At 71.3% G+C, this 23,230-nt stretch carries 24 protein-coding genes; 10 read left to right on the top strand and 14 right to left on the bottom strand.

Annotation, left to right across the window (positions count from 1 at the left end):
* The first annotated feature begins 6 nt into the window (after window positions 1-6).
* Both AB0J53_RS03105 and hisC read left to right on the top strand, forming a co-directional pair.
* Window positions 7-672 (top strand): NUDIX domain-containing protein, encoded by a 666-nt coding sequence (locus AB0J53_RS03105; RefSeq protein ID WP_219498941.1) that lies wholly within the window; start codon window positions 7-9, stop codon window positions 670-672.
* 38 nt (window positions 673-710) lie between these two features.
* Complete coding sequence (gene hisC, locus AB0J53_RS03100) at window positions 711-1,772, top strand: histidinol-phosphate transaminase (protein WP_364168195.1); 1,062 nt, start codon at window positions 711-713, stop codon at window positions 1,770-1,772.
* A gap of 16 nt (window positions 1,773-1,788) precedes the next feature.
* Here hisC and AB0J53_RS03095 read toward each other — a convergent pair whose 3' ends face one another.
* Entirely contained in the window at window positions 1,789-2,727 is a 939-nt protein-coding gene (locus tag AB0J53_RS03095; RefSeq protein WP_219498949.1) for an EamA family transporter, read from the bottom strand.
* Window positions 2,728-2,890: 163 nt separating this feature from the next.
* Between AB0J53_RS03095 and AB0J53_RS03090 the strand changes: the two genes are divergently transcribed.
* Window positions 2,891-3,337, top strand: a complete 447-nt coding sequence (locus tag AB0J53_RS03090; RefSeq protein WP_364168193.1) for a rhodanese-like domain-containing protein — start codon at window positions 2,891-2,893, stop codon at window positions 3,335-3,337.
* A gap of 258 nt (window positions 3,338-3,595) precedes the next feature.
* On the opposite strand, the gene AB0J53_RS03085 is transcribed toward AB0J53_RS03090, so the two are convergent.
* The 4 genes from AB0J53_RS03085 to purD form a co-directional block, all read right to left on the bottom strand.
* On the bottom strand, window positions 3,596-4,885 hold the full coding sequence (locus AB0J53_RS03085; protein WP_219498955.1) for a GTP cyclohydrolase IIa: 1,290 nt from the start codon (window positions 4,883-4,885) through the stop codon (window positions 3,596-3,598).
* Between the two features lie 201 nt (window positions 4,886-5,086).
* Complete coding sequence (gene murA, locus AB0J53_RS03080; RefSeq protein ID WP_219498957.1) at window positions 5,087-6,352, bottom strand: UDP-N-acetylglucosamine 1-carboxyvinyltransferase; 1,266 nt, start codon at window positions 6,350-6,352, stop codon at window positions 5,087-5,089.
* A 78-nt stretch (window positions 6,353-6,430) separates the two neighbouring features.
* On the bottom strand, window positions 6,431-7,267 hold the full coding sequence (locus AB0J53_RS03075; protein WP_219498959.1) for a phosphoribosylaminoimidazolesuccinocarboxamide synthase: 837 nt from the start codon (window positions 7,265-7,267) through the stop codon (window positions 6,431-6,433).
* Entirely contained in the window at window positions 7,264-8,481 is a 1,218-nt protein-coding gene (purD, locus tag AB0J53_RS03070; protein ID WP_364168190.1) for a phosphoribosylamine--glycine ligase, read from the bottom strand. Before purD ends, AB0J53_RS03075 begins: the two co-directional genes overlap by 4 nt.
* Window positions 8,482-8,898: 417 nt before the next feature.
* Here purD and corA point away from each other — a divergent pair, with 417 nt between their 5' ends.
* Entirely contained in the window at window positions 8,899-9,918 is a 1,020-nt protein-coding gene (corA, locus tag AB0J53_RS03065) for a magnesium/cobalt transporter CorA (RefSeq protein WP_364168188.1), read from the top strand.
* On the opposite strand, the gene AB0J53_RS03060 is transcribed toward corA, so the two are convergent.
* Together AB0J53_RS03060 and AB0J53_RS03055 are read right to left on the bottom strand one after the other, a co-directional pair.
* On the bottom strand, window positions 9,919-10,824 hold the full coding sequence (locus AB0J53_RS03060) for a glycerophosphodiester phosphodiesterase family protein (protein ID WP_364168186.1): 906 nt from the start codon (window positions 10,822-10,824) through the stop codon (window positions 9,919-9,921).
* Between the two features lie 64 nt (window positions 10,825-10,888).
* The gene (locus AB0J53_RS03055; RefSeq protein ID WP_364168184.1) at window positions 10,889-11,308 is read right to left on the bottom strand and encodes a GNAT family N-acetyltransferase; all 420 of its coding nucleotides are present in this window, start codon (window positions 11,306-11,308) and stop codon (window positions 10,889-10,891) included.
* Window positions 11,309-11,394: 86 nt separating this feature from the next.
* Between AB0J53_RS03055 and AB0J53_RS03050 the strand changes: the two genes are divergently transcribed.
* The gene (locus AB0J53_RS03050; RefSeq protein WP_364168182.1) at window positions 11,395-12,051 is read left to right on the top strand and encodes a GNAT family N-acetyltransferase; all 657 of its coding nucleotides are present in this window, start codon (window positions 11,395-11,397) and stop codon (window positions 12,049-12,051) included.
* Here AB0J53_RS03050 and AB0J53_RS03045 read toward each other — a convergent pair.
* The 3 genes from AB0J53_RS03045 to fbaA form a co-directional block, all read right to left on the bottom strand.
* The gene (locus AB0J53_RS03045; protein ID WP_219498968.1) at window positions 12,032-13,315 is read right to left on the bottom strand and encodes an adenylosuccinate synthase; all 1,284 of its coding nucleotides are present in this window, start codon (window positions 13,313-13,315) and stop codon (window positions 12,032-12,034) included. The two genes, AB0J53_RS03050 and AB0J53_RS03045, sit on opposite strands and share 20 nt — an antisense overlap.
* A gap of 98 nt (window positions 13,316-13,413) precedes the next feature.
* Window positions 13,414-13,824 (bottom strand): DUF3151 domain-containing protein, encoded by a 411-nt coding sequence (locus tag AB0J53_RS03040; RefSeq protein WP_219498970.1) that lies wholly within the window; start codon window positions 13,822-13,824, stop codon window positions 13,414-13,416.
* 34 nt (window positions 13,825-13,858) lie between these two features.
* Window positions 13,859-14,881, bottom strand: a complete 1,023-nt coding sequence (gene fbaA, locus AB0J53_RS03035) for a class II fructose-bisphosphate aldolase (protein WP_219498972.1) — start codon at window positions 14,879-14,881, stop codon at window positions 13,859-13,861.
* 135 nt (window positions 14,882-15,016) lie between these two features.
* Between fbaA and AB0J53_RS03030 the strand changes: the two genes are divergently transcribed.
* On the top strand, window positions 15,017-15,439 hold the full coding sequence (locus tag AB0J53_RS03030) for a hypothetical protein (protein ID WP_219498974.1): 423 nt from the start codon (window positions 15,017-15,019) through the stop codon (window positions 15,437-15,439).
* 1 nt (window position 15,440) lies between these two features.
* On the opposite strand, the gene pyrE is transcribed toward AB0J53_RS03030, so the two are convergent.
* The gene (pyrE, locus tag AB0J53_RS03025; protein WP_219498976.1) at window positions 15,441-15,974 is read right to left on the bottom strand and encodes an orotate phosphoribosyltransferase; all 534 of its coding nucleotides are present in this window, start codon (window positions 15,972-15,974) and stop codon (window positions 15,441-15,443) included.
* Between the two features lie 121 nt (window positions 15,975-16,095).
* Here pyrE and AB0J53_RS03020 point away from each other — a divergent pair, with 121 nt between their 5' ends.
* Both AB0J53_RS03020 and AB0J53_RS03015 read left to right on the top strand, forming a co-directional pair.
* Window positions 16,096-18,423 carry a sigma-70 family RNA polymerase sigma factor gene (locus tag AB0J53_RS03020; protein WP_364168179.1) on the top strand — a complete coding sequence of 776 codons (2,328 nt, stop codon included), beginning with the start codon at window positions 16,096-16,098 and terminating at the stop codon, window positions 18,421-18,423.
* A 184-nt stretch (window positions 18,424-18,607) separates the two neighbouring features.
* A complete protein-coding gene (locus AB0J53_RS03015; RefSeq protein ID WP_364168548.1) occupies window positions 18,608-19,864 on the top strand; it encodes an NYN domain-containing protein in 1,257 nt (418 codons plus the stop codon).
* Window positions 19,865-19,948: 84 nt separating this feature from the next.
* On the opposite strand, the gene AB0J53_RS03010 is transcribed toward AB0J53_RS03015, so the two are convergent.
* The gene (locus tag AB0J53_RS03010; protein ID WP_357591718.1) at window positions 19,949-20,536 is read right to left on the bottom strand and encodes an HD domain-containing protein; all 588 of its coding nucleotides are present in this window, start codon (window positions 20,534-20,536) and stop codon (window positions 19,949-19,951) included.
* A gap of 12 nt (window positions 20,537-20,548) precedes the next feature.
* The gene (locus AB0J53_RS03005) at window positions 20,549-21,664 is read right to left on the bottom strand and encodes a helix-turn-helix domain-containing protein (protein WP_364168177.1); all 1,116 of its coding nucleotides are present in this window, start codon (window positions 21,662-21,664) and stop codon (window positions 20,549-20,551) included.
* 168 nt (window positions 21,665-21,832) lie between these two features.
* On the opposite strand from AB0J53_RS03005, the gene AB0J53_RS03000 reads away from it, so the two are divergent.
* Window positions 21,833-22,195, top strand: coding sequence for a hypothetical protein (locus AB0J53_RS03000; RefSeq protein ID WP_364168175.1), 363 nt, complete (start codon window positions 21,833-21,835; stop codon window positions 22,193-22,195).
* Window positions 22,192-22,482 carry a hypothetical protein gene (locus AB0J53_RS02995; protein WP_364168173.1) on the top strand — a complete coding sequence of 97 codons (291 nt, stop codon included), beginning with the start codon at window positions 22,192-22,194 and terminating at the stop codon, window positions 22,480-22,482. The genes AB0J53_RS03000 and AB0J53_RS02995 overlap by 4 nt, the downstream gene beginning before the upstream one ends.
* Window positions 22,483-22,602: 120 nt before the next feature.
* Here AB0J53_RS02995 and AB0J53_RS02990 read toward each other — a convergent pair whose 3' ends face one another.
* The gene (locus AB0J53_RS02990; RefSeq protein ID WP_364168171.1) at window positions 22,603-23,229 is read right to left on the bottom strand and encodes a response regulator; all 627 of its coding nucleotides are present in this window, start codon (window positions 23,227-23,229) and stop codon (window positions 22,603-22,605) included.
* Between the last annotated feature and the right edge of the window lies 1 nt (window position 23,230).

The raw sequence follows: 23,230 nt of genomic DNA, 5'->3' as shown, positions 1-23,230 counted from the left end.
CCTGGCATGGTTCCGAGCATCCCGGTCAGCGTCGACCTGGTCGTGCTCACCGTGCGACACCAGGCGTTGAGCGCGCTCGTGTGGCGGCGCGACAACCCGCCGTTCCTGCGCCGCTGGTCGCTGTCGGGCGGGTTCATCCAGCTCGACGAGGACCTGCCGGCCGCGGCCCACCGCATCCTCGCCGAGCGCGCCGGCCTCCCGGGCGCCCCCGTCCACCTGGAGCAGCTCCAGACCTACGGCTACCCCGACCGCGACCCCCGCCAGCGCGTCCTCAGCGTCGCCTACCTCGGCCTGGCCCCCGACCTGCCCGCCTCGGAGAAGGCCCACATGAGCTGGCAGCCGGTCGACACGCTGACCGTCATGGCCTTCGACCACCGCCGCATCATGCTCGACGGCGTCGAGCGGGCCCGCAGCAAGCTCGAATACACCGCGCTGGGCGCCGCCTTCTGCCCGCCGGAGTTCACGGTCGCCGACCTGCGCCGCGTGTACGAGATCGTCTGGGGCCGGACGCTCGACCCGCGCAACTTCCACCGCAAGGTCACCAAGGCCGAGGGCTTCCTCGTCGAGACCGGCGCCACCACCACCCGCGACGGCGGCCGCCCGGCCAAGCTCTACCGCCGCGGCCCCGCCGAGCTGCTGCATCCCCCGATGCTGCGCTCCCTCAAGGAGTGACCGGGAAGGCCCCCGACCGGCTGCCATAAGGTAAGGCCATGCCTCGTTTCCGCACGATTCTGGACACGATGCCCGCCTACAAGCCGGGCAAGGCCGTCACCACCCCCGACGGCCGGTCGTACAAGCTGTCCTCCAACGAGTCGCCCTACGACCCGCTGCCTTCGGTGGTGGAGGCGATCGCCGAGGGGGCACGGCAGGTCAACCGCTATCCCGACCCCGGCGCGATCAAGCTGACCGAGGCGATCGCGGAGCGGTTCGGGGTGCCGTTCGAGCACATCGCGCTGGGCGCCGGGTCCGTGACGGTGGCGCAGCAGTTGTTCGAGACCGTGGGCGAGCCGGGCGCGGAGGTCGTCTACGCGTGGCGGTCGTTCGAGGCGTACCCGCTGCTGGCCGACCTGTCCGGCTCCACGTCCGTACGGGTGCCGCTGGCCGACGAGCGGCACGACCTCGACGCCATGGCGGAGGCGATCACGCCCGAGACCCGCATGGTGTTCGTGTGCAACCCGAACAACCCGACCGGCACGGCGGTCCGCGAGCGCGAGCTGGTGGCGTTCCTCGACCGGGTGCCGCAGGACGTGCTGGTGGTGCTGGACGAGGCCTACCGGGAGTACGTGCGCGACGAGTCGGTGCCCGACGGCCTGACCCTCTACCGTGACCGGCCCAACGTGTGCGTGCTGCGCACGTTCTCCAAGGCGTACGGGCTGGCGGGGCTGCGGGTCGGCTATCTGGTCGGGCACGAGCCGGTGGCGACGGCGGTGCGCAAGACGATCATCCCGTTCGCGGTCAACCACCTGGCGCAGATCGCCGCGATCGCCTCGCTGAAGGCCGAGGACGAGCTGCTCGAACGGGTCGACGCGGTGGTCAAGGAGCGCACCCGGGTGCGCGAGACGCTCATCGCCCAGGGCTGGACGGTGCCGCCCACGGAGGCGAACTTCGTCTGGTTGCGCACCGGCGAGCGCACGATGGACTTCGCCGCCGCCTGCGCGGTGGAGGGCGTGGCGGTGCGGCCGTTCGAGGGCGAGGGCGCCCGGGTCTCGATCGGCGACCCGGAGGCCAACGACGCCTTCCTGAAGGCCGCGGGCGCGTTCCTGAAGGGCTAGGGCCTGTCCCGAGGGGTCAGACCTTCACCGCCTCCCCTTCGGCCTTCCTGGACGCTCTGGAGCGTCGCTCGGTGGACACCACGAGGGCGACGCCCACCAGGATGACCAGACCGCCCAGCACGATCTGCCCGGTCACCTGCTCGTCGAGCACCAGCATGCCGAGGAGCACCGCCACGACCGGGTTGACGTAGGCGTACGTCGACACGAGCGAGATGGGCGCGTTGCCGAGCAGCCAGCTGTAGGCGGTGAAGCCGATCAGCGAGCCCACGAGCACCAGGTAGGCCAGCGCCGCCCACGAACGGCCGGAGACCGCGGCGAGGTCGAGCCGCTCGCCGGCCGTCAGGCCCACGGCGATCATGCCGGCGCCGCCGACCACCATCTCGATCGTGCTGGCGGCGAACGGGTTGGCGGGCATCTGGATGCGGCCCGACAGGAACGAGCCGATCGACCAGGACGCGGACGCCACCAGGATCACCACGACGCCGGCGGTGTCGCCGGTCGCGCCGCCGCTCAGCGACACCGCGGCGACCCCGGCGAAGCCGACGAGCACCCCGGCGAGGGTGAGCACGCCGGGCCGGTCCCTGGCCGCGATGCGGAAGACCACCAGCCACAGCGGCACCGAGGCGACGAGCAGGGCGGCCAGGCCGCTGGAGATGTGCTGCTCGGCCACCGCGACCATGCCGTTGCCGCCGGTCAGCAGCAGCAGGCCGACGAGCGCGGCGCCGCCGAACTGCCGGCGCGTCATCCGGAACGCCGCCGTGCCCTTGCGCACCAGCAGGATCCCGCCGAGCAGCACCGAGGCGGTGATGAAGCGCAGCGCCCCGCTGAGCATGGGCGGCATCGTCTCGATGACGATGGCGATGCCGAGGTAGGTGGAGCCCCAGACCACGTAGACGATGGCCAGCGCTCCCCACACGAGGAGCGAGGATCGCCGGTCAGTGGTGTCACGTGTCATGACTCATGACAATAGACCCCGGCTCCGACAGCTTCCCGGCGGGTGCCGGACGAGGAAATCTGGCGAGATCTTATCGATAGTCGGCATTCGTGCCACTTCTCCGCCGGCAAGCGGGCTGACAGCATCGAACCCGTCCCCGACCTGCGAGGAAACGAGAGAAACCATGCCCGTTGCGTCCGTCGTGACCGCCGTGCCCGCCGCCGACACCCCGGCCGCGCTCGCCCACTTCGCCGCCCGCCTGGCCTTCGAGACCGACGTCTCCGACGTGGCCGCCGACCTGGCCGCCGGGGTCACGGGCCTGGTCGTCGTCGACTCGCGCGACGAGAGAAGCTGGAACCAGGGCCACATCTCCGGCGCGATCCACCTGCCCACCGCCGAGATCGCCGCCCGCGCCCCCGGCCTCGTGCCGCCGGACGCCACCGTCGTGACCTACTGCTGGGGGCCCGGCTGCAACGGCTCCACCCGGGCCGCGCTGGAGTTCGCCAAGCTGAACTACAAGGTCAAGGAGATGATCGGCGGCTTCGAATACTGGGCCCGGGAGGGGCTGGCCGTCGACTCGATCGACGGGCCCGCCGGTCGCCCGGTGGACCCGCTCACGTGCGCCTGCTGACGGAGAGCGGCGGAGGCTTTTGGTGCCCCCGTCCGAATCCCGTCGATCGGGGGCGTCGCCATTCATACCCGTGTTCCGGCGCGGCCAACCCCTGAATCTCACCCAGAGTGAAGACGACCCAGCGGCCGCACCCACCGTGGCTGCTGGAGACCCGCCCGGTGAAGAGGCCCGCCGCCGTACACCCCTCACCCGGTGAAGAGGCCCGCCGCCGTCAGAGGGGGAAGGGATGACGGCGGGCCCGTACCTGGAGGAGAAGCGTCAGCGCGGGCCGAGCTTCTCCACGATGAGCCGGTAGAGCTGGCGCGGGCGCCCCGGCTGCGGCGTGCGGTTCGGCGGCAGCGGCCACGCGAGTCCCTCGTCAACCAGCGTGCGCAGCAACCGCCGAGCCGTACGCGGCGTCACCCCCAGCATCTTCCCGGCGCCCTCGGCGTCCACCACGGTGTCGCCGCCCTCCAGCTTGGCGGCCAGCCGGGCCAGCACCTCGACCCCCTTCGGCTTGAGCGCCGTGGACCCCGTCGGCGGCATCCGGGGCGCGGGGATGAGCGCCCGCCCCTCCCGGTCCACCGCGAACCCCTGGGCCTGCTTGCCCGCCTGCGTGCGCGCCAGCGCGGCCCGTGCGTGCGACTCGGCGTCGTGCGTCGTGCGGCCCATGCCCACGCCCACCTCGACCGCCAGCCCCAGCTCGTCGCGGATCCTGGCCGCGAACGGCAGCACCCGGAACCCGTCGGTGGCCGAGGCGATCGAGCCCCGGGTCGCGGTGACCAGGTAGCTGTGGTCGTCGATCGGCCACACCGTGGCGTTGATCCGGTTGGCCTCCTGGACGAGCAGCCGGTGCAGCGACAGCCGCAGCTCGTCCCGCCAGTAACGGGGAGCCGCGCGCCGTACCGGCTCGCGCAGCGTCGGCACCTCCACCAGCACGACCGTGAGCTGTGACTCCTCAAGCCGGTGATGCGCGCCCAGCAGCGCGGCCGTGTGCAGCGCGGTGCGCACGGCCGCCGACGTCGGCCGCACCCGGATGACCGGCACGCCCGCCGCCTGCAACCGCTCCGCCACCGCCGGCAGGCACGTCAGCGCCCCCGTCGTGGCGCCCTGGCGCGACAGCCGCTCGTGGAAGGCGGCGATCGTCCCGGTCGCGCCGGGCTCGTCACGGCTGTGCACGTCCGCCGCCGGAATCCCGAGATCGGTGTACGCCTCCTCGACGTCGGCCCGGCTGACCACGTCCACGCTGACCCGTTGCGGGTCGACGCGCGGATCCAGCGCCGCCTTGGCCAGTGCCGCCACCAGTGCCGCCCCGCCCAGCTGGACGTACGTGGCGGGCATCGTCAGCACGCCGGAACGCCTCGCCAGGTCGTACGGGACCGGGCTGGCGAACAGGCACGCGTCGACGCCTGGGCCGAGCCGGGTCACCTTGTCGGGCGCCTCCTGCTCGTCACGGTAGGCGGCCGCCACAAGACGGCACGGCAGCGGTGCCGCCGCGTGCCCCATGAGCATGACCCGCTCGACCAGATCATGGGGCCCGACCACGCCAATAGTGAGGTCCGGTGTCATGGCGCCCGGGCGTGACACTCGGGGTGTTTCTTCGGCCCTCTCGACCAATGTTCGTCCCATCCTGCGATCCGATGCAGTGCTCTCTTTTGGAACGATCGCTCGCGGGGGCCGTAATGTCACGCCCGACTTTTCCGGAAAGACGTTCTGGTTGACCGTCCGTCAAGGTGTTTTAGCAGCTCAACGGGGTTTTCCAGGCTCTTTTCAGTCTTCGGAAATCTCTCGTGTAATGTCCGCGCCGAGTGCCCGCATTCGCACGGCGAGATCTGCGTGGCCGCGATCGATCAGGTAACCCGAGTCGATGACGGTCTCGCCTTTGGCCGCCAGTCCGGCGAGAACCAGGGCAATACCGGAGCGCAGATCATGGGCGGTTACTCGGGCGCCGGCGAGAGGCGTGGCGCCGCGCACGATCGCCCGGCTGCCGTCGACCTCCACGTTGGCGCCCATCTTGTTCAGCTCGCCGGCCAGGGCGAAACGCCCGTCGAAGATCCGCTCGTGGATGTAGCTGGTGCCGTCGGCCAGCGCGGCCACCGTCATCATCGGCGACTGCAGGTCGGTGGCGAAGCCCGGGTAGGTGTCGGTGATGATGTTGATCGGCCGCAGCGGCCGGTCGCAGCGCACGTGCAGCACCGCGCCCTGGCGGGCGAAGTCGACGCCCATCTGCTCCAGCTTGTAGCGGACGACGCCCAGGTCGAGGCCGGTGCCGACGAGGCTGAGCTCGCCCTGCGTGATGGCCGCGGCCATCGCGAACACCCCGGCGTCGAGCCGGTCGGGCATCACCGTGTGCTCGACGGCGTGCAGCTCCTCGACGCCCTCGACGGTGATGAAGCCGGTGCCGCCGCCGCTGATCCGGGCGCCCATCTTGGTGAGCATGTCGATGACGTCGAGCACCTCGGGCTCCAGCGCCGCGTTCTCGATCACGGTGGTGCCCTTGGCCAGGGCGGCGGCCATGATCAGGTTCTCGGTGCCGGTGTGGGACGGGGTGTCGAGGTAGAGCGTGGCGCCGGTCAGGCCGGACGCCTTGACGTGGATGACGGTCTCGCCCTCGTCCACCACGGCGCCCAGCCGCTTGTAGCCCAGGTAGTGGAAGTCGAGGTTGCGGCTGCCGAGGTTGCAGCCGCCGACGCCCTCGACGATGGCCTCGCCCAGCCGGTGCAGCAGGGCGGGCGTGAACAGCACGGAGCCGCGGAAGCGCCGGGCGATCTCGGCGGGCAGCACCGGCCTGTTCAGGCGGGAGGCGTCGATCACCAGCGTGCGCTCGGACTCGTGCAGCTCGACGTAGGCGCCGACGCACTCGGCCAGCTCGACGGCGCGGCGCACGTCCTCGATGATCGGCACGTTGCGCAGGACGGTGCGGCCCTTGGCGGCCAGCAGGGCCGCGCCGATCATCGGCAGCACGGCGTTCTTCGCGCCCTGGATGAAGGCGGTTCCACGCAGTGCGTTGCCACCGCGCACGCGGTAACGGACCATTCCTGCGGCTCCTTGCAAATTATCGGTGGGGCTAGATCCGGCCAACAGTAGCCGCTATCACCACGTGACCCGGCCGAATCATCCGGTAAAGGAAGTGCCCGTAAGGCGCTCGTAGGCGTCGAGATAGCGCTGCCGGGTGCGCTCGACCACGTGGTCAGGAAGGCGCGGTGGGGGGTTTCCGGAGTTTTTGTCCCATCCGGATTCGGGCGACGTTAGCCAATCCCGGACATACTGCTTGTCGAATGACGGCTGAGAACGTCCCGGCTGCCACTCGTCGGCCGGCCAGAAGCGCGAGGAGTCGGGCGTGAGCACCTCGTCCCCCAGCGTCAGCACCCCGTCGGAGTCCCAGCCGAGCTCGATCTTCGTGTCGGCCACGATGATGCCGCGCTCGCGGGCGATCTCGGCGCCCCGCGCGTAGACGGCCAGCGTGATCCGGCGCAGTTCCTCGGCCGTCTCCGCGCCGACCTCGGCCACCACCCGCTCGAAGGCGATCGGCTCGTCGTGCTGCCCCATCGGCGCCTTCGTCGACGGCGTGAAGATCGGCTCGGGCAGCCGCGAGCCGTCCTCCAGCCCGGCCGGCAGCGCCACTCCCGACACCGTGCCGGTCTCCCGGTATTCGGCCAGCCCGCCACCCGTCAGATAGCCCCGGGCCACGCACTCGACCTGGACCATCTCCAGCGGGCGCACCAGCACGCCACGCGGCTCGGCGCCCCGCGCCACCACGTGGTTGGGCACCACGTCACGCAACTGCTCGAACCACCACAGCGACATCTGCGTGAGGATCGCCCCCTTGTCGGGGATGTCGGGCTCCAGCACGTAGTCGAACGCCGAGATCCGGTCGGAGGCCACCATCAGCAGCAGCCCGTCGTCCGTCTGGTAGAGATCGCGAACCTTGCCGGAATGCAGGTGCTTCATCGGGCGATGTCCGTCCGGTAGTGGGAGCCGCGCAGCTCGACGCGCGAGACCAGCTCGTAGGCGTTGCGCCGGGCGCTGTCCTGGTCGGGACCGGTGCCCACGACGGTCAGCACCCGCCCGCCGGCCGACACGATCCCGCCGTCGCCGTCGCTCGCCGTGCCCGCGTGGAGCACGTACGCGCCGGGCGTCGGCTCCAGCCCGGCGATCACGTCGCCCTTGACCGGCGCCTCCGGGTAGCCCTCCGACGCGATCACCACCGCCACCGCCGCGCCGTCGCGGAACACCGGGTCAGGCCCCAGCTCGCCGGTCGCGCACGCCATCAGCAGCCCGCCCAGCGGCGTCTCCAGCCGGTCGAGCACCACCTGCGTCTCCGGGTCGCCGAACCGCGCGTTGAACTCGATCACCTTCGGGCCCTTCGACGTCAGGGCCAGCCCCACGTACAGCACGCCCTGGAAAGGCAGCCCGCGCCGGCTCAGCTCCCCGATCGTCGGGTGCACGACCTCGCGCATCACCTGGTCGGTCAGGCCCTCGGGCGCCCACGGCAGCGGCGTGTAGGCGCCCATCCCGCCGGTGTTGGGCCCGGCGTCGCCGTCGTGGGCCCGCTTGAAGTCCTGCGCCGGCTGCAGGGCCACCGCCGTGCTGCCGTCGCAGAGCGCGAACAGCGACACCTCGGGCCCGTCGAGGAACTCCTCGATCACCACCCGGCCGCACGCCCGCGCGTGCTCCAGCGCCGCGTCGCGGTCGCCGGTCACCACGACGCCCTTGCCCGCCGCCAGCCCGTCGTCCTTGACCACGTACGGGGTGCCGAACTCGTCGAGCGCCGCCGCGGCCTCCTCCGGCGTCACGCACACCCGGGACCGCGCCGTCGGCACGTCGGCCGCGCGCATGATCTCCTTGGCGAACGCCTTGGAGCCCTCGATCATCGCCGCCTCCCGGGACGGCCCGAAGCACGCGATGCCCGCCTCGCGGACCGCGTCGGCCACGCCGGCCACCAGCGGCGCCTCCGGCCCGACGACGACCAGATCCACCCCCAGCCGCCCGGCCAGCCCCGCGACCTCCTGCGGGTCGAGCGGATCGACGCGGTGCAGGGTCGCGACCTCCCCGATCCCCGGGTTGCCGGGGGCACAATGAAGCTCGCCGACCTGCGGGTCGAGGCGGAGCGAACGGCACAGGGCGTGCTCACGCCCACCGGATCCAATGACTAGAACGCGCACCCGCCCATTCTCGCAGCCCACCGCCCCGAACCGGCCCCGCCCCCGGGAAGCCGCCGGAACCGGTGCGGAGTTCGTCGGCGTGTACGCGGCGCTTGACTGGCGCTCCTGTGGTAAGTTAGGGCGGCTTTCTGGCGTCCCCACGCGATTGGAGGTGGTCCGGGATGAATCCTGGTGATCCCAGCAGTACGTGCTCACCCACGTACTCCCCGAATACCCCCGACCACTCCAATCCGGCAGCCTGATCGTGCCTCCACGCATGCGTGTTGATTGAGGTGACTTTTCGTCGCGCGTGGAGCGTGCCAGGTCGGGCGGAAAGGGACTGCCATGCGCTCGTCCACGCTTTTCCGTCGCATCAACCGTCACCCTGTGCAGCCGCACGCCCCGCGTCAGCGCCCGCAGCCGGTGCGTGAAGCCTGCGTGCCCCCTGTTGACTCCATCGTCGAGTACGGCGCGTACATCGACGGCAAGAAGGCTCCCGCCACCGGCATAGCCGAGTCCGTCGAGCTGGTCCGCGCCCACAACCGCGCGGCCTCGGCCGGGCCCCGGGCGTTCGTCTGGGTCGGGCTGCACGAGCCCGCCGCGCCCGAGGTCGAGTGGCTGGCCGAGGTGTTCGGCCTGCACCCGCTGGCCGTGGAGGACGCGGTCAAGGCCCACCAGCGCCCCAAGGTCGAGCGCTACGGCGATTCGCTGTTCATGGTCCTCAAGACGATCGCGTACCTCGACCACGACGAGCTGACCGCCACGAGCGAGATCATCGGCGCGGGCGAGATCATGGTGTTCCTCGGCGTCGACTTCGTGGTGACGGTGCGTCACGGCGAGCACTGCCCGCTGGCGGAGGTGCGCGAGCGGATCGAGACCAAGCCGGAGCTGCTGGAGCGCGGCCCGGCGGGCGTGCTGCACGCGATCTCCGACCACGTGGTCGACCGCTACCTCCAGGTGGCCGACCTGATGCAGCTGGAGCTGGAGGAGGTCGAGGCGACGGTGTTCGCGGACGTGAGCTCCCGCGACATCAACCGGATCTACCAGCTCAAGCGGGAGATGCTGGAGCTCAAGCGGGCGGTGACGCCGCTCCAGGCGCCGCTGGCGGCGCTGCCCCAGCGGCGGGTGATCCCGTCGGAGATGCGCGAATACTTCCGTGACGTGGGCGACCACCTGTCGAGGGTGTGCGAGCAGGTCGACTCGTCGAACGAGCTGTGCAGCTCGATCCTCCAGGCGGCGCTGGCCCGCTCGAACGCGCTGGCCAACGAGGACATGCGCAAGATCTCGTCGTGGGTGGCGATCCTGGCGGTGCCGACGATGATCGCCGGCATCTACGGCATGAACTTCGACTTCATGCCGGAGACCAAGCAGGTGTGGGGCTACCCGGCGGTCCTCGCGGTGATGATCACCGCCTGTGTGCTGCTGCACCGCGGTTTCCGCCGCAACGGCTGGCTCTGACTAGACGCCGACGGGCTTGAGCGGCTCGACGGGGTCGGGCAGCTCCAGGCCCCGTTCGGCCCACACGGCGCGCATGCGGTCGGGATAGTCGGTGACGATCCCGGCCGCGCCGAGGTCGAGCATGCGGGCGGCGAGCGCGGCGTCGTTGACGGTCCACACGGCCACGTCGAGCCCGGCGCGTGACGCCTGCGCCATCAGCTGCTCGTCGACCATCACGTGCTCGGGGGAGAGCGTGGTCGCCCCGGCGTCGCGGGCGGCGGCGGGGATGTCGTCGCCGAGCGGGCCGTTCCAGCCGAGCGTGGCGCGTTCGACGAGCGCGAAGCGGCGCGTGTCGGGCGCGAGCTTGGCGGCGTAGCCGATGATGCGCCAGTCGAAGCTGAGGATCGCGGCGTTGCGCAGCCTGTTGTGCCGGTCGAGCTCGTCGACCACCATCTCGGTGTAGAGCTCGGGGTCGGGCGTGAGCGCGGGCCTGGTGGGGTCGGACTTGAGCTCGACGTGGACCCGTACGCTCTCGGCCGCGTAGGCGTTGACCAGGCCGAGCACGGCGCCGAGCGTGGGCATCCGCGTCTCGGGCATCGCGACCTGGGTGAGCGCGAACGGGTCGTCGGGGTGGCGCGGCAGCCGCACGCCCACGTCGAGCGTGCGCAGTTGCGCGAGCGTCAGCGCGTTGATCGGCTTGCCGACGTACGGGAACGCGGGGTCGCCGGGCGTGACCGGGCGGGTGTCGGTGCTGGTCACGGCCGAGACCGTGAGGTCGTGCGTCAGCACGAGGCGCCGGTCGGCGGTGAGCGCCACGTCGAGCTCCAGCGCGTGGACGCCGAGCTCCATCGTGCGGCTCATGCCGGGCAGCGTGTTTTCGGGCCAGAGGCCTCTCGCACCCCGATGACCATGTATCTCAACGCGCACACCGGGGACCCTACCTGGCCCGGCGTGCCTTCACGCGCCGCCACGCCGTGCCCATTTTGTACGGTTACGGGCTTTGTTCGTAGGTCCATGAGTAGACGACCTGGTCCCATTCCGGCGAACCGCCCGCGCTTTCGTACGTGGCCTGGGCCGGTTCGTTGTCCTCGCCGGTGGCCGTCCACAGCCCGTGGCAGCCCCGCTCGCGCGCCAGCCTGCCGAGCGCCAGCACCAGCGCCCTGGCGATGCCCTGGCCGCGGTACGCCTCGTCGACGCCGAGCTCGTACAGGAACATCTCGGTGCCCTTGTCGGGGTGGGTCATCTCGACCCCGGTGACCATGCCCGCGGGGACGTCGTCCACGTAGGCGACGAGCAGGTGGTGCCTGTCGTCGGCGAGGAACCTCTCGGTGGCCTCGCGCTCGGGCGCCGCGTCGAAGAGCCGGCCGGCCGCCTCGACGGCCTCGGAGCGGGTGACGCGTCGGATGTCCATGAGGGGGAGAGTAGGCAGCTCATCCCGATGATCGCACCCGAATTTAAGGCGATAAATGCAACAGTCTTGCAATAAGATGCACAACCATGACGGGGGCTCTCAAAACTACCCAAATAGACACGGTCAGGGCGTGGGTCGACGGGTGGGTGATCTCCCGCGACACCCCGCCCCCCGTGCCCGAACCCTGGGGCTACCGCGTGGACGTCGGCCTGCCCGGCCACCTCGTCCGCCACGTCCTGCCCGCCCCGACACCGGCCCTCATCCAGCACCTGACCGGGACGATCACCGCCCCCGGCACCTGGCTCAAGCTCTGCGCCCCGGCCGACCTGATCGCGCCCTGGCTGCCCGCCGGCTGGGACATCGAGCCGCCCGAGTTCATGATGACCGCCGCGCTGCGCCCCGAGCCCGTCAAGGCGCCCGCCGGCTACACGGCGGCCGTCACCACCCGCTCCGGCGTCACCGTCGCCCGCCTCCTCACGACGGCGGGCGAGATGGCCGCACGCGGTCAACTGGCCGTCGCCGGCCGCACCGCCGTCGTCGACCGGGTCGAGACCGCCCCCGGCCACCGGCGGCGCGGCCTCGGCAGCGTCGTCATGCGCACGCTGACAGCCGCCGCCCACGCGGCGGGCGCCACCGGCGGCGTGCTGGTGGCCACCCCCGAGGGCCGGGCGCTCTACGAACGCCTCGGCTGGCGGCTGCACTCGCCGATGACGGCGGCCGTGCTCAGATCAGCGAGCGGATGACCAGCGTCTGGTCACGGCCCGGGCCGACGCCGATCGCCGAGATCGGCGCGCCGCTCATCTCCTCCAGCGTGCGCACGTAGGCCTGGGCGTTCGGCGGCAGGTCCTCGAACGTCTTGGCGCCCGTGATGTCCTCCTGCCAGCCGGGGAACTCCTCGTAGATCGGCTTGGCGTGGTGGAAGTCCGTCTGCGTCATCGGGATCTCGTCATGCCGCGTGCCGTCCACGTCGTACGCGACGCACACCGGGATGCGCTCCAGGCCCGACAGCACGTCGAGCTTGGTGAGGAAGAAGTCCGTGACGCCGTTGATGCGGGTCGCGTACCGGGCGATGACCGCGTCGAACCAGCCGCAGCGGCGGTTGCGGCCGGTCGTGACGCCGTACTCGCCGCCCGTCTGGCGCAGCCACTCGCCCATCTCGTCCTCCAGCTCCGTGGGGAACGGGCCGGAGCCGACGCGGGTCGTGTAGGCCTTGAGGATGCCGATCACCCGCGTCAGCCGCGTCGGCGGGATGCCCGAGCCGGCGCAGGCCCCGCCCGAGGTGGGCGAGGACGACGTGACGAACGGGTAGGTGCCGTGGTCGATGTCGAGCAGCGTGCCCTGCCCGCCCTCCAGCAGCACGAACTTGCCCTCGTCCAGCGCCTTGCTCAGCACCAGCGAGGTGTCGGCGATGTGCGGCTTGAGCCGCTCGGCGTAGCCGAGGTACTCCTCCAGGACGGCCTCGGGCTCCAGGCCCCGCCGGTTGTAGAGCTTGGTCAGCACCTGGTTCTTCTCACCCAGCGCGACCTCGATCTTCTTGGCCAGGATGCCCGGGTCGAGCAGGTCCTGGACCCGGATGCCCACGCGGTAGATCTTGTCGCCGTAGGCCGGGCCGATGCCCCGGCCGGTGGTGCCGATCTTGGCCTTGCCCAGATAGCGCTCCGTGACCTTGTCCAGCGCCTTGTGGTGCGGCATGATCAGGTGCGCGTTGGCGGAGATGAGCAGCCGCTCCGCGGAGATGCCCCGCTCGGCCAGGCCGTCGATCTCCCCCAGCAGCACGCCGGGGTCGATGACGACGCCGTTGCCGATCACCGGGACCACCTCCGGCGACAGGATGCCCGTAGGCAGCAGGTGAAGCGCGTATTTCTGGTCACCGATGACCACGGTGTGACCCGCGTTGTTGCCACCCTGGTAACGGACGACGTAGTCGACGTCGCCACCGAGCAGATCGGTGGCCTTGCCCTTGCCCTCATCGCCCCACTGGGCGCCCACGAGAACGGCAGCCGGCATTGTTCAGTCTCCCGAGCACAAAACGAAACCCCTGGCGCAAGCGCGACAGGGGCTCTTGCGTAGAGAGACTACCCGAACGTGCGCATTCGTCCCAAGGGCTAGCCCTTGGTCAGCGCGTCGTAACCCGTCTGGGTGCTGTCCCTGAGGAACTGCGCGCACCGCTCGGCCTCGTCCTTCTCGCCGATCGCCTGAGCCGCCCGCGACAGCGCGTACAGGCAGCGCAGGAACCCCCGGTTCGGCTCGTGCTCCCACGGGATCGGCCCGTGTCCCTTCCAGCCGCTGCGGCGCAACTGGTCGAGGCCCCGGTGATAGCCGGTGCGGGCGAACGCGTAAGAGGTGACGGCGTGACCCTGCGCGAAGTATTCCTCTGCGAGCGCGGCCCAGGCCGCCGGGAAAGCGGGGAAGCGGGCGGCCACGTCCGAGGCCTTGGCGCCGGATTCCAGGGCCTCCCGAGCCTCGGGCAGGTCCGGCAGGTGAGTCGGGGGTGGCCCGGCGAGAAGGTTATCCATAGGACAAGTCATACCCGCCGGGCCGCGTACGTGGCTAGGAGATCTTCGTCCCACTGGACTTCAGGTGCTCGCACGCCTCGGCCACGCGGGCCGCCATGCCCGCCTCGGCCGCCTTGCCGTAGGAGCGCGGGTCGTACGCCTTCTTGTTGCCCACGTCGCCGTCGACCTTGAGCACGCCGTCGTAGTTGCGGAACATGTGGTCGGCCACCGGCCGGGTGAACGCGTACTGCGTGTCGGTGTCGACGTTCATCTTGACGACGCCGTACGAGATCGCCTCGTGGATCTCCTCCAGCAGCGAGCCGGAGCCGCCGTGGAAGACCAGGTCGAACGGCTTGTCCTTGCCGTACTTGGCGCCCACCGCGTCCTGGATCTCCTTCAGCACGCTCGGCCGCAGCTTGACGTGGCCCGGCTTGTAGACGCCGTGCACGTTGCCGAACGTGGCCGCCAGCATGTAGCGGCCCTTCTCGCCCAGGCCGACGGCCTCGGCCGTGGCCAGCGCGTCACCGGCGGTCGTGTAGAGCTTCTCGTTCATCTCGCCGACGACGCCGTCCTCCTCGCCGCCGACGACGCCGATCTCCATCTCCATGATGATGTTGGCGCGGGCGCACTTGTCGAGGAGCTCCTTGGCGATCTCCAGGTTCTCCTCCAGCTCCACTGCCGAGCCGTCCCACATGTGGGACTGGAACAGCGGGTCGAGGCCCTTCGACACCCGCTCCAGCGAGATGTCGATCAGCGGCCGCATGAAGCCGTCGAGCTTGTCCTTGGGGCAGTGGTCGGTGTGCAGCGCCACCGTGACCGGATACTTGGCGGCCACCACCCTGGCGTACTCGGCCAGCGCGGTCGCGCCCGTCACCATGTCCTTGACCGTGGCCCCGGACAGGAACTCGGCGCCACCGGTGGACACCTGGACGATGCCGTCGCTCTCCGCCTCCGCGAAGCCGCGCAGCGCCGCGTTAAGGGTCTGGGACGAGGTCACGTTGATCGCCGGATAGGCGAACCCGCCGGCCTTGGCACGGTCGAGCATCTCGGCGTAGACCTCTGGAGTCGCGATAGGCATGAGTCATCTCCCTGAGAAGTAACGGCTTCGCGCAGCCAGTATCCCGGTCTGTTACCCGCCGTGGTAGAGACAACGCCCGCGCGATCTTTCGCGACCATCCGGAACGGAGCGTTACCACCGGGTACTCTCCCCACTGTGGGACGCCACAGGTCGGATCCGATGGGCCTCGCCCGCATGGCACTCGCCGTGCTGGCGGTCATCGCCGTGGTGGCGCTGCTGGTCATCGGCGTGCGGGCACTGCTCAGCTCGCTCGACACCACGGCGCCGCCCGGCCGCGCCCACACCTCGGGCACGCCGTCGAGCGGCGGCCGGGTGCCCACCGTGCGCATCGAATGCCTGGCCGACACCTGCCCGATGGTCACCGTCCGGGTTCCCGGCGGCGACGTGCTCCAGCACCGCGACATGACCCGCGGCGAGGAGGTCAGCTACTACGAGCCGGAGCTCGACGTGGTGCTGACCGACGCCGGCACCGTACGGGTCACCGAGAACGGCAGCACCAGGCCCCGCGGCGACGCGGGCGAGCAGGAGGAGTTCACCGTCACCGGCCCCGGCGAGTGAGTCAGAGCCCCAGGTCGGCGAGCGTGAAGGCGGTGCGGTAGTCGAGGCCCTCCTCGGCCATCCGCGCGGCGGCGCCCCGGTCGACGATCGTCGCCACGGCCACCACCTCGGCGCCCGCCTCGCGCAGCGCCTCCACGGCGGTCAGCGGCGACGAGCCCGTCGTCGAGGTGTCCTCCACCGCCAGCACCCGGCGGCCCTTGACCTCCGGGCCCTCGATCCGGCGCTGCATGCCGTGGGCCTTCTGCGCCTTGCGCACCACGAACGCGTCGAGTGAGCGCCCCTGCGCCGCCGCCGCGTGCAGCATGGCGGTCGCCACCGGGTCGGCGCCCAGCGTCAGCCCGCCCACGGCGTCGAACTCCAGGTCGGCCGTCAGCTCCAGCATCACCCTGCCGACCAGCGGCGCGGCGACCCCGTCGAGCGTGATGCGGCGCAGGTCGAGGTAGAAGTCGGCCTCCCGCCCGGAGGAGAGCACCACCCGGCCGTGCACGACGGCCTTCTTCTTGATCTCGGCCAGCAGGCTGTCGCGGTCACTCATGTCCCCAGCTTAGGACCACCGCTCCGGGAGCCTGACGCAGGCAAAGACACGCGATCGGTTTAACCACGGGGGTGGGTGCGGAATGACTCCCAGGGCAACGGTTCGTAACCGTGAGGTCACTATGAGTGCCGAAACATCCCAGAGCGACGCAGAACTCATCCAAGCCGTCCGAGGAGGCGACGCCACCGCATACGGCCGGCTCTACGAACGCCACGTCGCCGCCGCCCGCGTCCTGGCCCGCCGGCTGGTGCCCGACGACGAGGCCGAGGACGTGGTGGCCGAGGCGTTCACCCGCGTTCTCGACGTGATGGGCCGAGGCGACGGCCCCGAGGCCGCCTTCCGCACCCACCTCCTCACCGTCGTCCGGCGCACCGCCGACCACCGCACCCGCCTGTCCACCGGCCCCGAGACGGCGGACGACGAGCCCGTGCGCGCCCCGGCCGCCGTCGCCTACCAGTCGCTGCCCGAGCGCTGGCGGGCCGTCCTGTGGCACGTCGAGGTCGAGGGCGCCCGGCCCGCCGAGGTCGCGCCGCTGCTCGGGCTGTCGGCCAACGGCGCGGCCGCGCTCGCCTACCGCGCCCGCGAGGGCCTGCGCCAGGCCTACCTGCAGACCCGGCTCACCGCCTCGCCGCCCCTGGAGTGCCGCCCGGTGCTCGGAAAGCTCGGCGCGTACGTCAAGGGCGGGCTGACCAGGCGCGAGTCCAAGCCCGTCGACGAGCACGTACGCGGCTGCGACGCCTGCCGGACCGTCCTCGCCGAGCTGACCGACGTGCGCCGCGCCCTGCGCACCGTCGTCGCGCCGCTCCTGCTCGGCCCCGCCGCCGGCGGCTACGTCGCCGCCATGTCCTCGCCCGTCAGGCTCCGCGTCCGCCGCACCCTCGCCTGGGTCCGCGCCCTGCCCGGCCGCCAGCACGTCGTGGTCGCCACCGGGGCGCTCACCGTCATGGCCGTCGCCGCAGCCTTCGCCCTCGTCTCCGGCGACCGGCCCGAGACCGCGCCGGTCTCCCAGCCGCTGCCCATCGAGCCGTCGCACGCCGAGCCGCCGTCGTCCCGGCCGCGCCCCGCCCCGCCGTCGCGCGTCCCCGCCCGCGAATCCGCCGGCCCGCCCGTCGGAACCCCCGCCAAGGCCCGCCTGACGGCCACGATCAGCGCCATGGGCGCCCTGGTCCGCGACCGCCCCGGCATCGTCGCCATGCGCCTGCGCAACACCGGCAAGAAGGCGACCGCCCCGGTCTACGCCGCCATCGACCTCCCGCCGGGCGTCACCCCCGTGCCCCCCGGCGCCCGGCCCTCCGGCGTCACCTCCTCGACGCGCACGTCCCCCGCCACGCACGGCCGGGCCGCCCCCGTCGGCGCGGTCGACGGCTGGTCCTGCCGGCTGGCCGGGCGCGGCGTCAGGTGCGCCAGGCGACCCCTCGGGGCGGGCGAGGCCACGGCGGTGTTCCTGCGCGTCCAGGTCGCCTCCGCCGCCCCCGGCGGCGAGGGGCCAACGCTCAGGGTCGAGGCGGGCCCGCTCCGCGCACGAGCCGAGTCGGCTGCGGGCGTACGCGCCTCCGGGGCCCCCGCCAGGTTCGCCGCGGACGGCAAGGTCGCCGTACGGGCCACGGGCAACTCGTTCGTCGACTGCCCGGACGGCCACGACGACTGCGCGATGGCCCGGCGACGCCACGGCGACCAGCGCGACAACGACCTATGGCCGATGCGCCCGCAGGACCAGGACGACGAGCCTGACACGCCCGTCTCCAGCGCGGCCCGGCTCGCCCTGCCCAAGGGCGCCCGCGCCGTCTGGGCGGGCCTCTACTGGTCGGCGGGCGCCCCGGAGGCCGACGAACCCCAGGAGGTCGCGCCCGTCAGGCTCAGGGCCCCGGGCCGCAAGCGTTACGTGGAGATCCGGCCGACCCACGTCGACTGGGCGGAGCTGCCGTCAGGCCCCGCCTACCAGGCGTTCGCCGAGGTCACCAGCCTGGTCAACGCCGTCAACAGGTCCGGCACGTGGTGGGCCGCCGCCCCGTCCGCGGACCTGCCCGGGCATGCCGGCTGGAGCCTGGTGGTCGTCGTCTCCGCCCCGGACGTCCCGTACAGCAGGGCCGTCGTCCTCGACGGCGCCGCCGCGGTCGGCGGCGAGCACGATCTCGTACGGATGCCGCTCGGCGGGCTGGGACGCGGGGCGGCCGACGCCAGGGCGCAGGTCGTCGTCTGGGAGGGCGACGCCGATCTGAAGGGGGACAAGGTGTCGCTCGGCACGGGTCCGCTCACGCCGTCGGGCGGCGACCGCGACCGGGACAACGTCTTCGACGGCTCGTCCGGCGGGGCCGGCGGGATGACGTTCGGGGTCGACGTGGACACGATCACCGGGCGGCTCGGGTCGCGGCCGTGGGTGTCGATCGCCTCGGAGCGGGACGCGGTGATGTTCGGGGTCGCGGCCGTGAGCGTGCGCGCAGAGCCGTGACCAATAACGGGACAAAATGGTACCGTGCGGCTTGTTGGTCAGGCATAACGTCGGCGGCGGGGCGAATCGTCGGGATTAACCCTCGCGCGATCACTTGCTTTCATTACCCTGGGACAGGGCCGCCGAGTCCGGCTCTCACGGTGCGGAGCCAGCAAGTCGGACCACCAGGAAAGGGGCCGTGTCAGTGGATCGCTGCGCGCTGTTCGTGGACGCCGGCTATCTGCTGGCTGACGGGGCGATGGCCGTGCATGGGACTCGCCATCGCGAAGCCGTCTCCTGGGACTATCCGGGGCTGTTGCAGCTCATGTCGAGCCTGTCGCGCGAACGCACCGGCCTGCCGCTGCTGCGCTGCTACTGGTACGAGGCGACGGTCGAGGGCCGGCACACCCCCGAGCACGACGCGCTCGCCGACATCCCCGGCCTCAAGCTCAGGCTGTCGCGCATCCGGCCGGGCCGCCGCGAGGGCGTAGACGCCCAGGTGCACCGCGACCTGATGACGCTGGCCCGCAACAACGCCATCTGCGACGCGGTCGTGGTCAGCGGCGACGAGGACCTGACCCAGGTCGTGTGCGACGCCCAGGACCTCGGCATCCGCGTCACCGTCGTCAACATCGCCGCCGAGGCCAGCTCCGCGAGCTGGGCCGTCTCGCGCACGCTCCGGCAGGAGAGCGACGACCTCATCGAGCTCGGCGGCGCCCACCTGCGCCCGTACGTCACGCTCGTCACCGGCGCGACCGAGGCGTCCAACGGCCACCACCACCAGCCGCTCGGCAACGGCCAGGGCGCCCACTCGCTCCCGGCCGCCGCGCTGCCGCCGTCGCTGCCGTCGGCCCCCACCAGCACCGGCAGCCACGCCGTCCCGCAGCCCGGCCCGAGCACCCCGCCGCCCGCCCAGCCGTCACCCCAGCCGTCCTCGGGGTCGTCGCCGGGCCGCGCCCAGCCGCCGCCCGCGCTGCCCACCTACACCTTCCAGGCCGACCCGGCCCCGGCTCCTGCGTCTTCGCCCCCGCCGTCGCCCGCCCCGGCCACGGGCCCCGTTCCCCAGCAGCAACAGCAACCGCAGCAGCAGTCGCCGACGACCGGCCAGTTCTCCTCGCCGTCCAGCGCCGGCGCCTACCCGTCGCAGCTCGGCACCTCCTACACCGGCCCCCAGGCCGCCCCGGTGTCCCCCCCGTCGGCCGCCACGGCCGGAGCCACGACGCTCGCCGACGCGGTCAAGTCCGCCCACCGCGAAGGCCACGACTTCGGCGAGTCGGTCGCCCGCGACGCACCGGCCCTCTGGCTCGAAGCCGTCCTCGCCCGCAAACCGCGTATGCCCTCCGACCTGGAGGCCCGGCTGCTGCAGGGCTCGTCGCTGCCCATCGACTTCCTCCTGCACGACGAGGTCCGCCACGCCCTGCGCCGCGGCTTCTGGGACGCCCTCGAACGCGCCCGCCACTGACCCACAACCCCAGCCTGCCCACGTCGGAAGTTCTGGCGGGGGCATCAAAGCCGACCGACTCCCAGGCCTGCGATGCCCCAGGAGTTATCGGGCGTCTTGGTCCTCGCCGAGGACGCGCACCATCCATTCCAGGGAGCCGGTGCGGAGAGCCTCGTCGGCCAGGCACTTGGCGGATGCGGTCGTGAGGGCGGCAAGGGAGCTGTCGATCCACGGTTGTACGTTCTGATGCCCCTGCTCGCGATACTCGATCGCCTGGATCAGGCACTCCAGCTTGTCGGCGTCCCGGGCGCAGATGGCCTCCAGGCTGGTCCTGTCCTCATACTCGCCGACCGCGCCGCTGACCACCCGGGCCACGGCCTCGGGGACACCGCGCATCTGGTCGGAGGTGACCTGCTCGTTCGAGACGGCCTTCAGGTAGCGCTTGCCGATGTAGGGGATGTCGGTGACGCGCGTCTCCTGGGTGTCGTGGAACAGGCTCATGAACGCCGCGCGTTCGGGGTTGCCGCCCTCCATGGCAGTGATCACGGCAGCGATGATCGCGGTACGGAAGGAGTGGTCGGCGATGCTCTCGGGGGCCTGGACACCCGCGACCAGCCATCCGGTGCGCTTGTACCGCTTGAGCAGGCCGATCTCGTACAGGAGACCGGTCACCCTGGCCAGTTCCTCCGCCATGGAAGTCCCTTCTCATCCTCGGTGGATCATGCGCAGAGCGTAGATGATCGCCTCAAGTTCCCGCTGCGACTGCACTGACACGGTGTCCTCCTCCAGCGTGCGCGTAGCGGCCTGCCTGAGATCGTCGGCGGTGTGCGGGTCCAGTGTCGACGGGCGCAACATGACCAGCGCCCACAGCGTGTGCGCGACCACGTCGACGTAAGGGTTGGTGGAGTACAGCTTGCCGACCAGGTGCCGCAGCAGCTCGGTCCCGCGCCAGGCGTGCGGGTCCAGCTCGACCATGAAGGTGTCCGCTGACTGCGGCTCGCTGACCTCGCCGAGCCAGTAGGCCCAGTAGTTGAGATTGGCGATCTCACAGACCTCCTCGGTCAGGCGCGTCCGGATGAAGTGCTGCAAGGCTTCGCGGTCGCCGAAGCGTGCCAGGGAATGGGCTCCGGACCGTAGGACCGCCCATGACGGCGTCCACTGGTCAGCTCGGCGCGTCCGGCGTTCCTCGGCGCGCTGCATGGTCGCGAGCCAGTCAGGGGTGTCATCGCCGTCGTCGAACCCGGCCACGTAATGCGCCTGGCGGCGGAGCAGCATGCCGTCCACCCTGTCGGCGTCGGCGTTCTCGGTTGCGGCTCGCAGATGCGTGAAGAAGTGCGCACGCTCTTCCGGCAGCAGAGAGGGGGCTGTGGCGACCGGTCCGCGGCGGCCGGTCATTCGTGCCGCTCCGGCCAGGCCGGAAGGGACGGTTGCCGTGAACGGCCATGCCACGAGATCGGTGAACGGACGCGTAATCACCCATGATGCGAGCGGATGGTCTACGGCTGAGGGCTTGTCGGCCTTGGCGCTGAGCACGTAACCGACGAACCGGTCCGCCTCAAGGGCCATATCGAGTTGCATCAGCAACCGGAATTGTGCGCCGAGCCGCAACAGTGCATGCCGTAGCGACAGGTAAGCACCTGTGGAGATCGCCATCAGCGGGCGGCGTCCGGACTCCCACCCCTGAATCGTCGTGATGTCGACGGCCATACGCTCGGCGAACCGCTCCTGAGTGAGTCCTGCCGACTCGCGAATGATCTTGAGTGCGTAGCCGGAGATGCGGCCTTCGCGGGCATGGTCGCCATTACCCCGACCCCCGGTCATGGTTGTCGCTCCACGAGAGGTCATCACAGGTGGTCACCGCCGTCGGTACTCGTACTTCCGGTCAGTTCTGCGGCATCCGCATGGTTCCTAGCGTTGCTACCAGCACGGACAAGCCCATCCAGGCTATCCCGCAGGGGCTTGGGGAGACCGACTGATCAGGTGGGAGCAATGGAAGTGCCACCCGGAACACCGATCGTCAGAGGCGCGGTCGACGGCTCGGTCTGTCTTCCGCCCTGGACGGCTTCTGCTGAGCGGTTGGCGTCGGCCCTGCGTGATCTCGGCGTCGCCGGCGATGTCCACGATGGGGAGGGCATCGCACTGGTGTCGGTGTGGGCGGACCTCATCGTATGGACTGATGGCCACTGGTATCGGTGGTGGACCGGGCAGAACTCGGAGAAGACCGGTCGGCGCCTCTACCGGGTCTACGGCACCGGCAACCCGGACACAGTGGCGCGGGCCGTCGCACTGCGCTGCACCGAACTCCAGGAATCCCGCCGGCTGGTGCAGCCGATCGTGGAGAGCCCTTCGTGATCGCGCTGGAGGGTGAGTGCCTCAGCCCGCACGTGGCCATGGCCCAGCGGGGCCACATCCGACTCGACTGGCGGACGCCGTACCGGACGCTGGAACGGATACGACCGATGGCTTGGACGTGCGTGTGCCGGGCCACGGTCTACGAGCTGTGCCAGGGCGGGGGACAGGCGTTCATCCGGAGGACCGTGCAACTCGACGGCACACCGGAGATCCACGAGACTCCGCGCTGGCCGGCCAACGAAGCTCGGGTGATCTGGGCGGCGTTGCTGTCGGGAAGAGCCCGGTAGACGGGCGTGGAGGCCTCACGTCTGCGGCGCCCAGAGGAAGCTGACGACCAGCACGCCGCCGTCCGGCCCGTACGGCCCGATCGGGCAGGCGTACGGGCCGCGACGGGCAGGTCGGGTGGGTCAGGAGAGGGCGTCGAAGCCGGCGCGCAGGTGGAGGACGCGCTCGGCGAGGTCGCTCAGCGGCCCGGCCAGCGTGGGGTCCTGGGCCTTGCGGGCCAGCTCCCGCGCCCGGGCCAGCTCGTCCTCGACGGCCGTCAGGCGGCGGGAGAGCTCCGGCAGGACGCTCCCGTCGGGGGTGTCCGGCGGCAGCTCGCCGGCCAGCCGCTCACGCAGCATCGACGCCTGCTCGGCCAGCCGCTTGTGCATGTTGTACAGCTCGGCGAACACCGACACCTTGGCCCGCAGCACCCACGGATCGAACGGCTTGGTCAGATAGTCGACCGCGCCCGCCGCGTAGCTGCGGAAGGCGTAATCGGGCGCGCTGTCGACCACCGTCAGGAAGATGATCGGGATGTTACGGGTGCGCTCCCGCCGCTTGATGTGCGCGGCGGTCTCGAACCCGTCCATGCCGGGCATCCGCACGTCGAGCAGGATGAGCGCGAACTCGGTGTTGAGCAGCGCCTTGAGCGCCTCCTCACCCGACCTGGCGCGTACCGGCACCAGGTCGAGCGAGCTGAGGATGGCCTCGAGCGCGATGAGGTTCTCCTCGCGGTCGTCGACCAGCAGGATCTTGGCCCGATCCGCCATG

The sequence above is a fragment of the Nonomuraea sp. NPDC049725 genome, from assembly GCF_040674795.1.
GTDB lineage: Bacteria > Actinomycetota > Actinomycetes > Streptosporangiales > Streptosporangiaceae > Nonomuraea > Nonomuraea ceibae.
This window is presented reverse-complemented; position numbering and strand designations above follow the sequence as displayed.

Bases quoted from the DNA above. Each gene is read 5' to 3' on its own strand.
- hisC (WP_364168195.1), top strand. From the start codon at position 711: ATGCCTCGTTTCCGCACGATTCTGGACACGATGCCCGCCTACAAGCCG.
- murA (WP_219498957.1), bottom strand. From the start codon at position 6,352: ATGGTCCGTTACCGCGTGCGCGGTGGCAACGCACTGCGTGGAACCGCC.
- AB0J53_RS03005 (WP_364168177.1), bottom strand. From the start codon at position 21,664: ATGACCGGGGGTCGGGGTAATGGCGACCATGCCCGCGAAGGCCGCATC.
- AB0J53_RS03040 (WP_219498970.1), bottom strand. From the start codon at position 13,824: ATGGATAACCTTCTCGCCGGGCCACCCCCGACTCACCTGCCGGACCTG.
- AB0J53_RS03090 (WP_364168193.1), top strand. From the start codon at position 2,891: ATGCCCGTTGCGTCCGTCGTGACCGCCGTGCCCGCCGCCGACACCCCG.
- AB0J53_RS03020 (WP_364168179.1), top strand. From the start codon at position 16,096: ATGAGTGCCGAAACATCCCAGAGCGACGCAGAACTCATCCAAGCCGTC.
- AB0J53_RS03010 (WP_357591718.1), bottom strand. From the start codon at position 20,536: ATGGCGGAGGAACTGGCCAGGGTGACCGGTCTCCTGTACGAGATCGGC.
- AB0J53_RS03045 (WP_219498968.1), bottom strand. From the start codon at position 13,315: ATGCCGGCTGCCGTTCTCGTGGGCGCCCAGTGGGGCGATGAGGGCAAG.
- AB0J53_RS03075 (WP_219498959.1), bottom strand. From the start codon at position 7,267: ATGAAGCACCTGCATTCCGGCAAGGTTCGCGATCTCTACCAGACGGAC.
- AB0J53_RS03085 (WP_219498955.1), bottom strand. From the start codon at position 4,885: ATGACACCGGACCTCACTATTGGCGTGGTCGGGCCCCATGATCTGGTC.
- AB0J53_RS02990 (WP_364168171.1), bottom strand. From the start codon at position 23,229: ATGGCGGATCGGGCCAAGATCCTGCTGGTCGACGACCGCGAGGAGAAC.
- AB0J53_RS03055 (WP_364168184.1), bottom strand. From the start codon at position 11,308: ATGGACATCCGACGCGTCACCCGCTCCGAGGCCGTCGAGGCGGCCGGC.
- AB0J53_RS03000 (WP_364168175.1), top strand. From the start codon at position 21,833: ATGGAAGTGCCACCCGGAACACCGATCGTCAGAGGCGCGGTCGACGGC.
- fbaA (WP_219498972.1), bottom strand. From the start codon at position 14,881: ATGCCTATCGCGACTCCAGAGGTCTACGCCGAGATGCTCGACCGTGCC.
- AB0J53_RS03095 (WP_219498949.1), bottom strand. From the start codon at position 2,727: ATGACACGTGACACCACTGACCGGCGATCCTCGCTCCTCGTGTGGGGA.
- AB0J53_RS03105 (WP_219498941.1), top strand. From the start codon at position 7: ATGGTTCCGAGCATCCCGGTCAGCGTCGACCTGGTCGTGCTCACCGTG.
- AB0J53_RS03050 (WP_364168182.1), top strand. From the start codon at position 11,395: ATGACGGGGGCTCTCAAAACTACCCAAATAGACACGGTCAGGGCGTGG.
- pyrE (WP_219498976.1), bottom strand. From the start codon at position 15,974: ATGAGTGACCGCGACAGCCTGCTGGCCGAGATCAAGAAGAAGGCCGTC.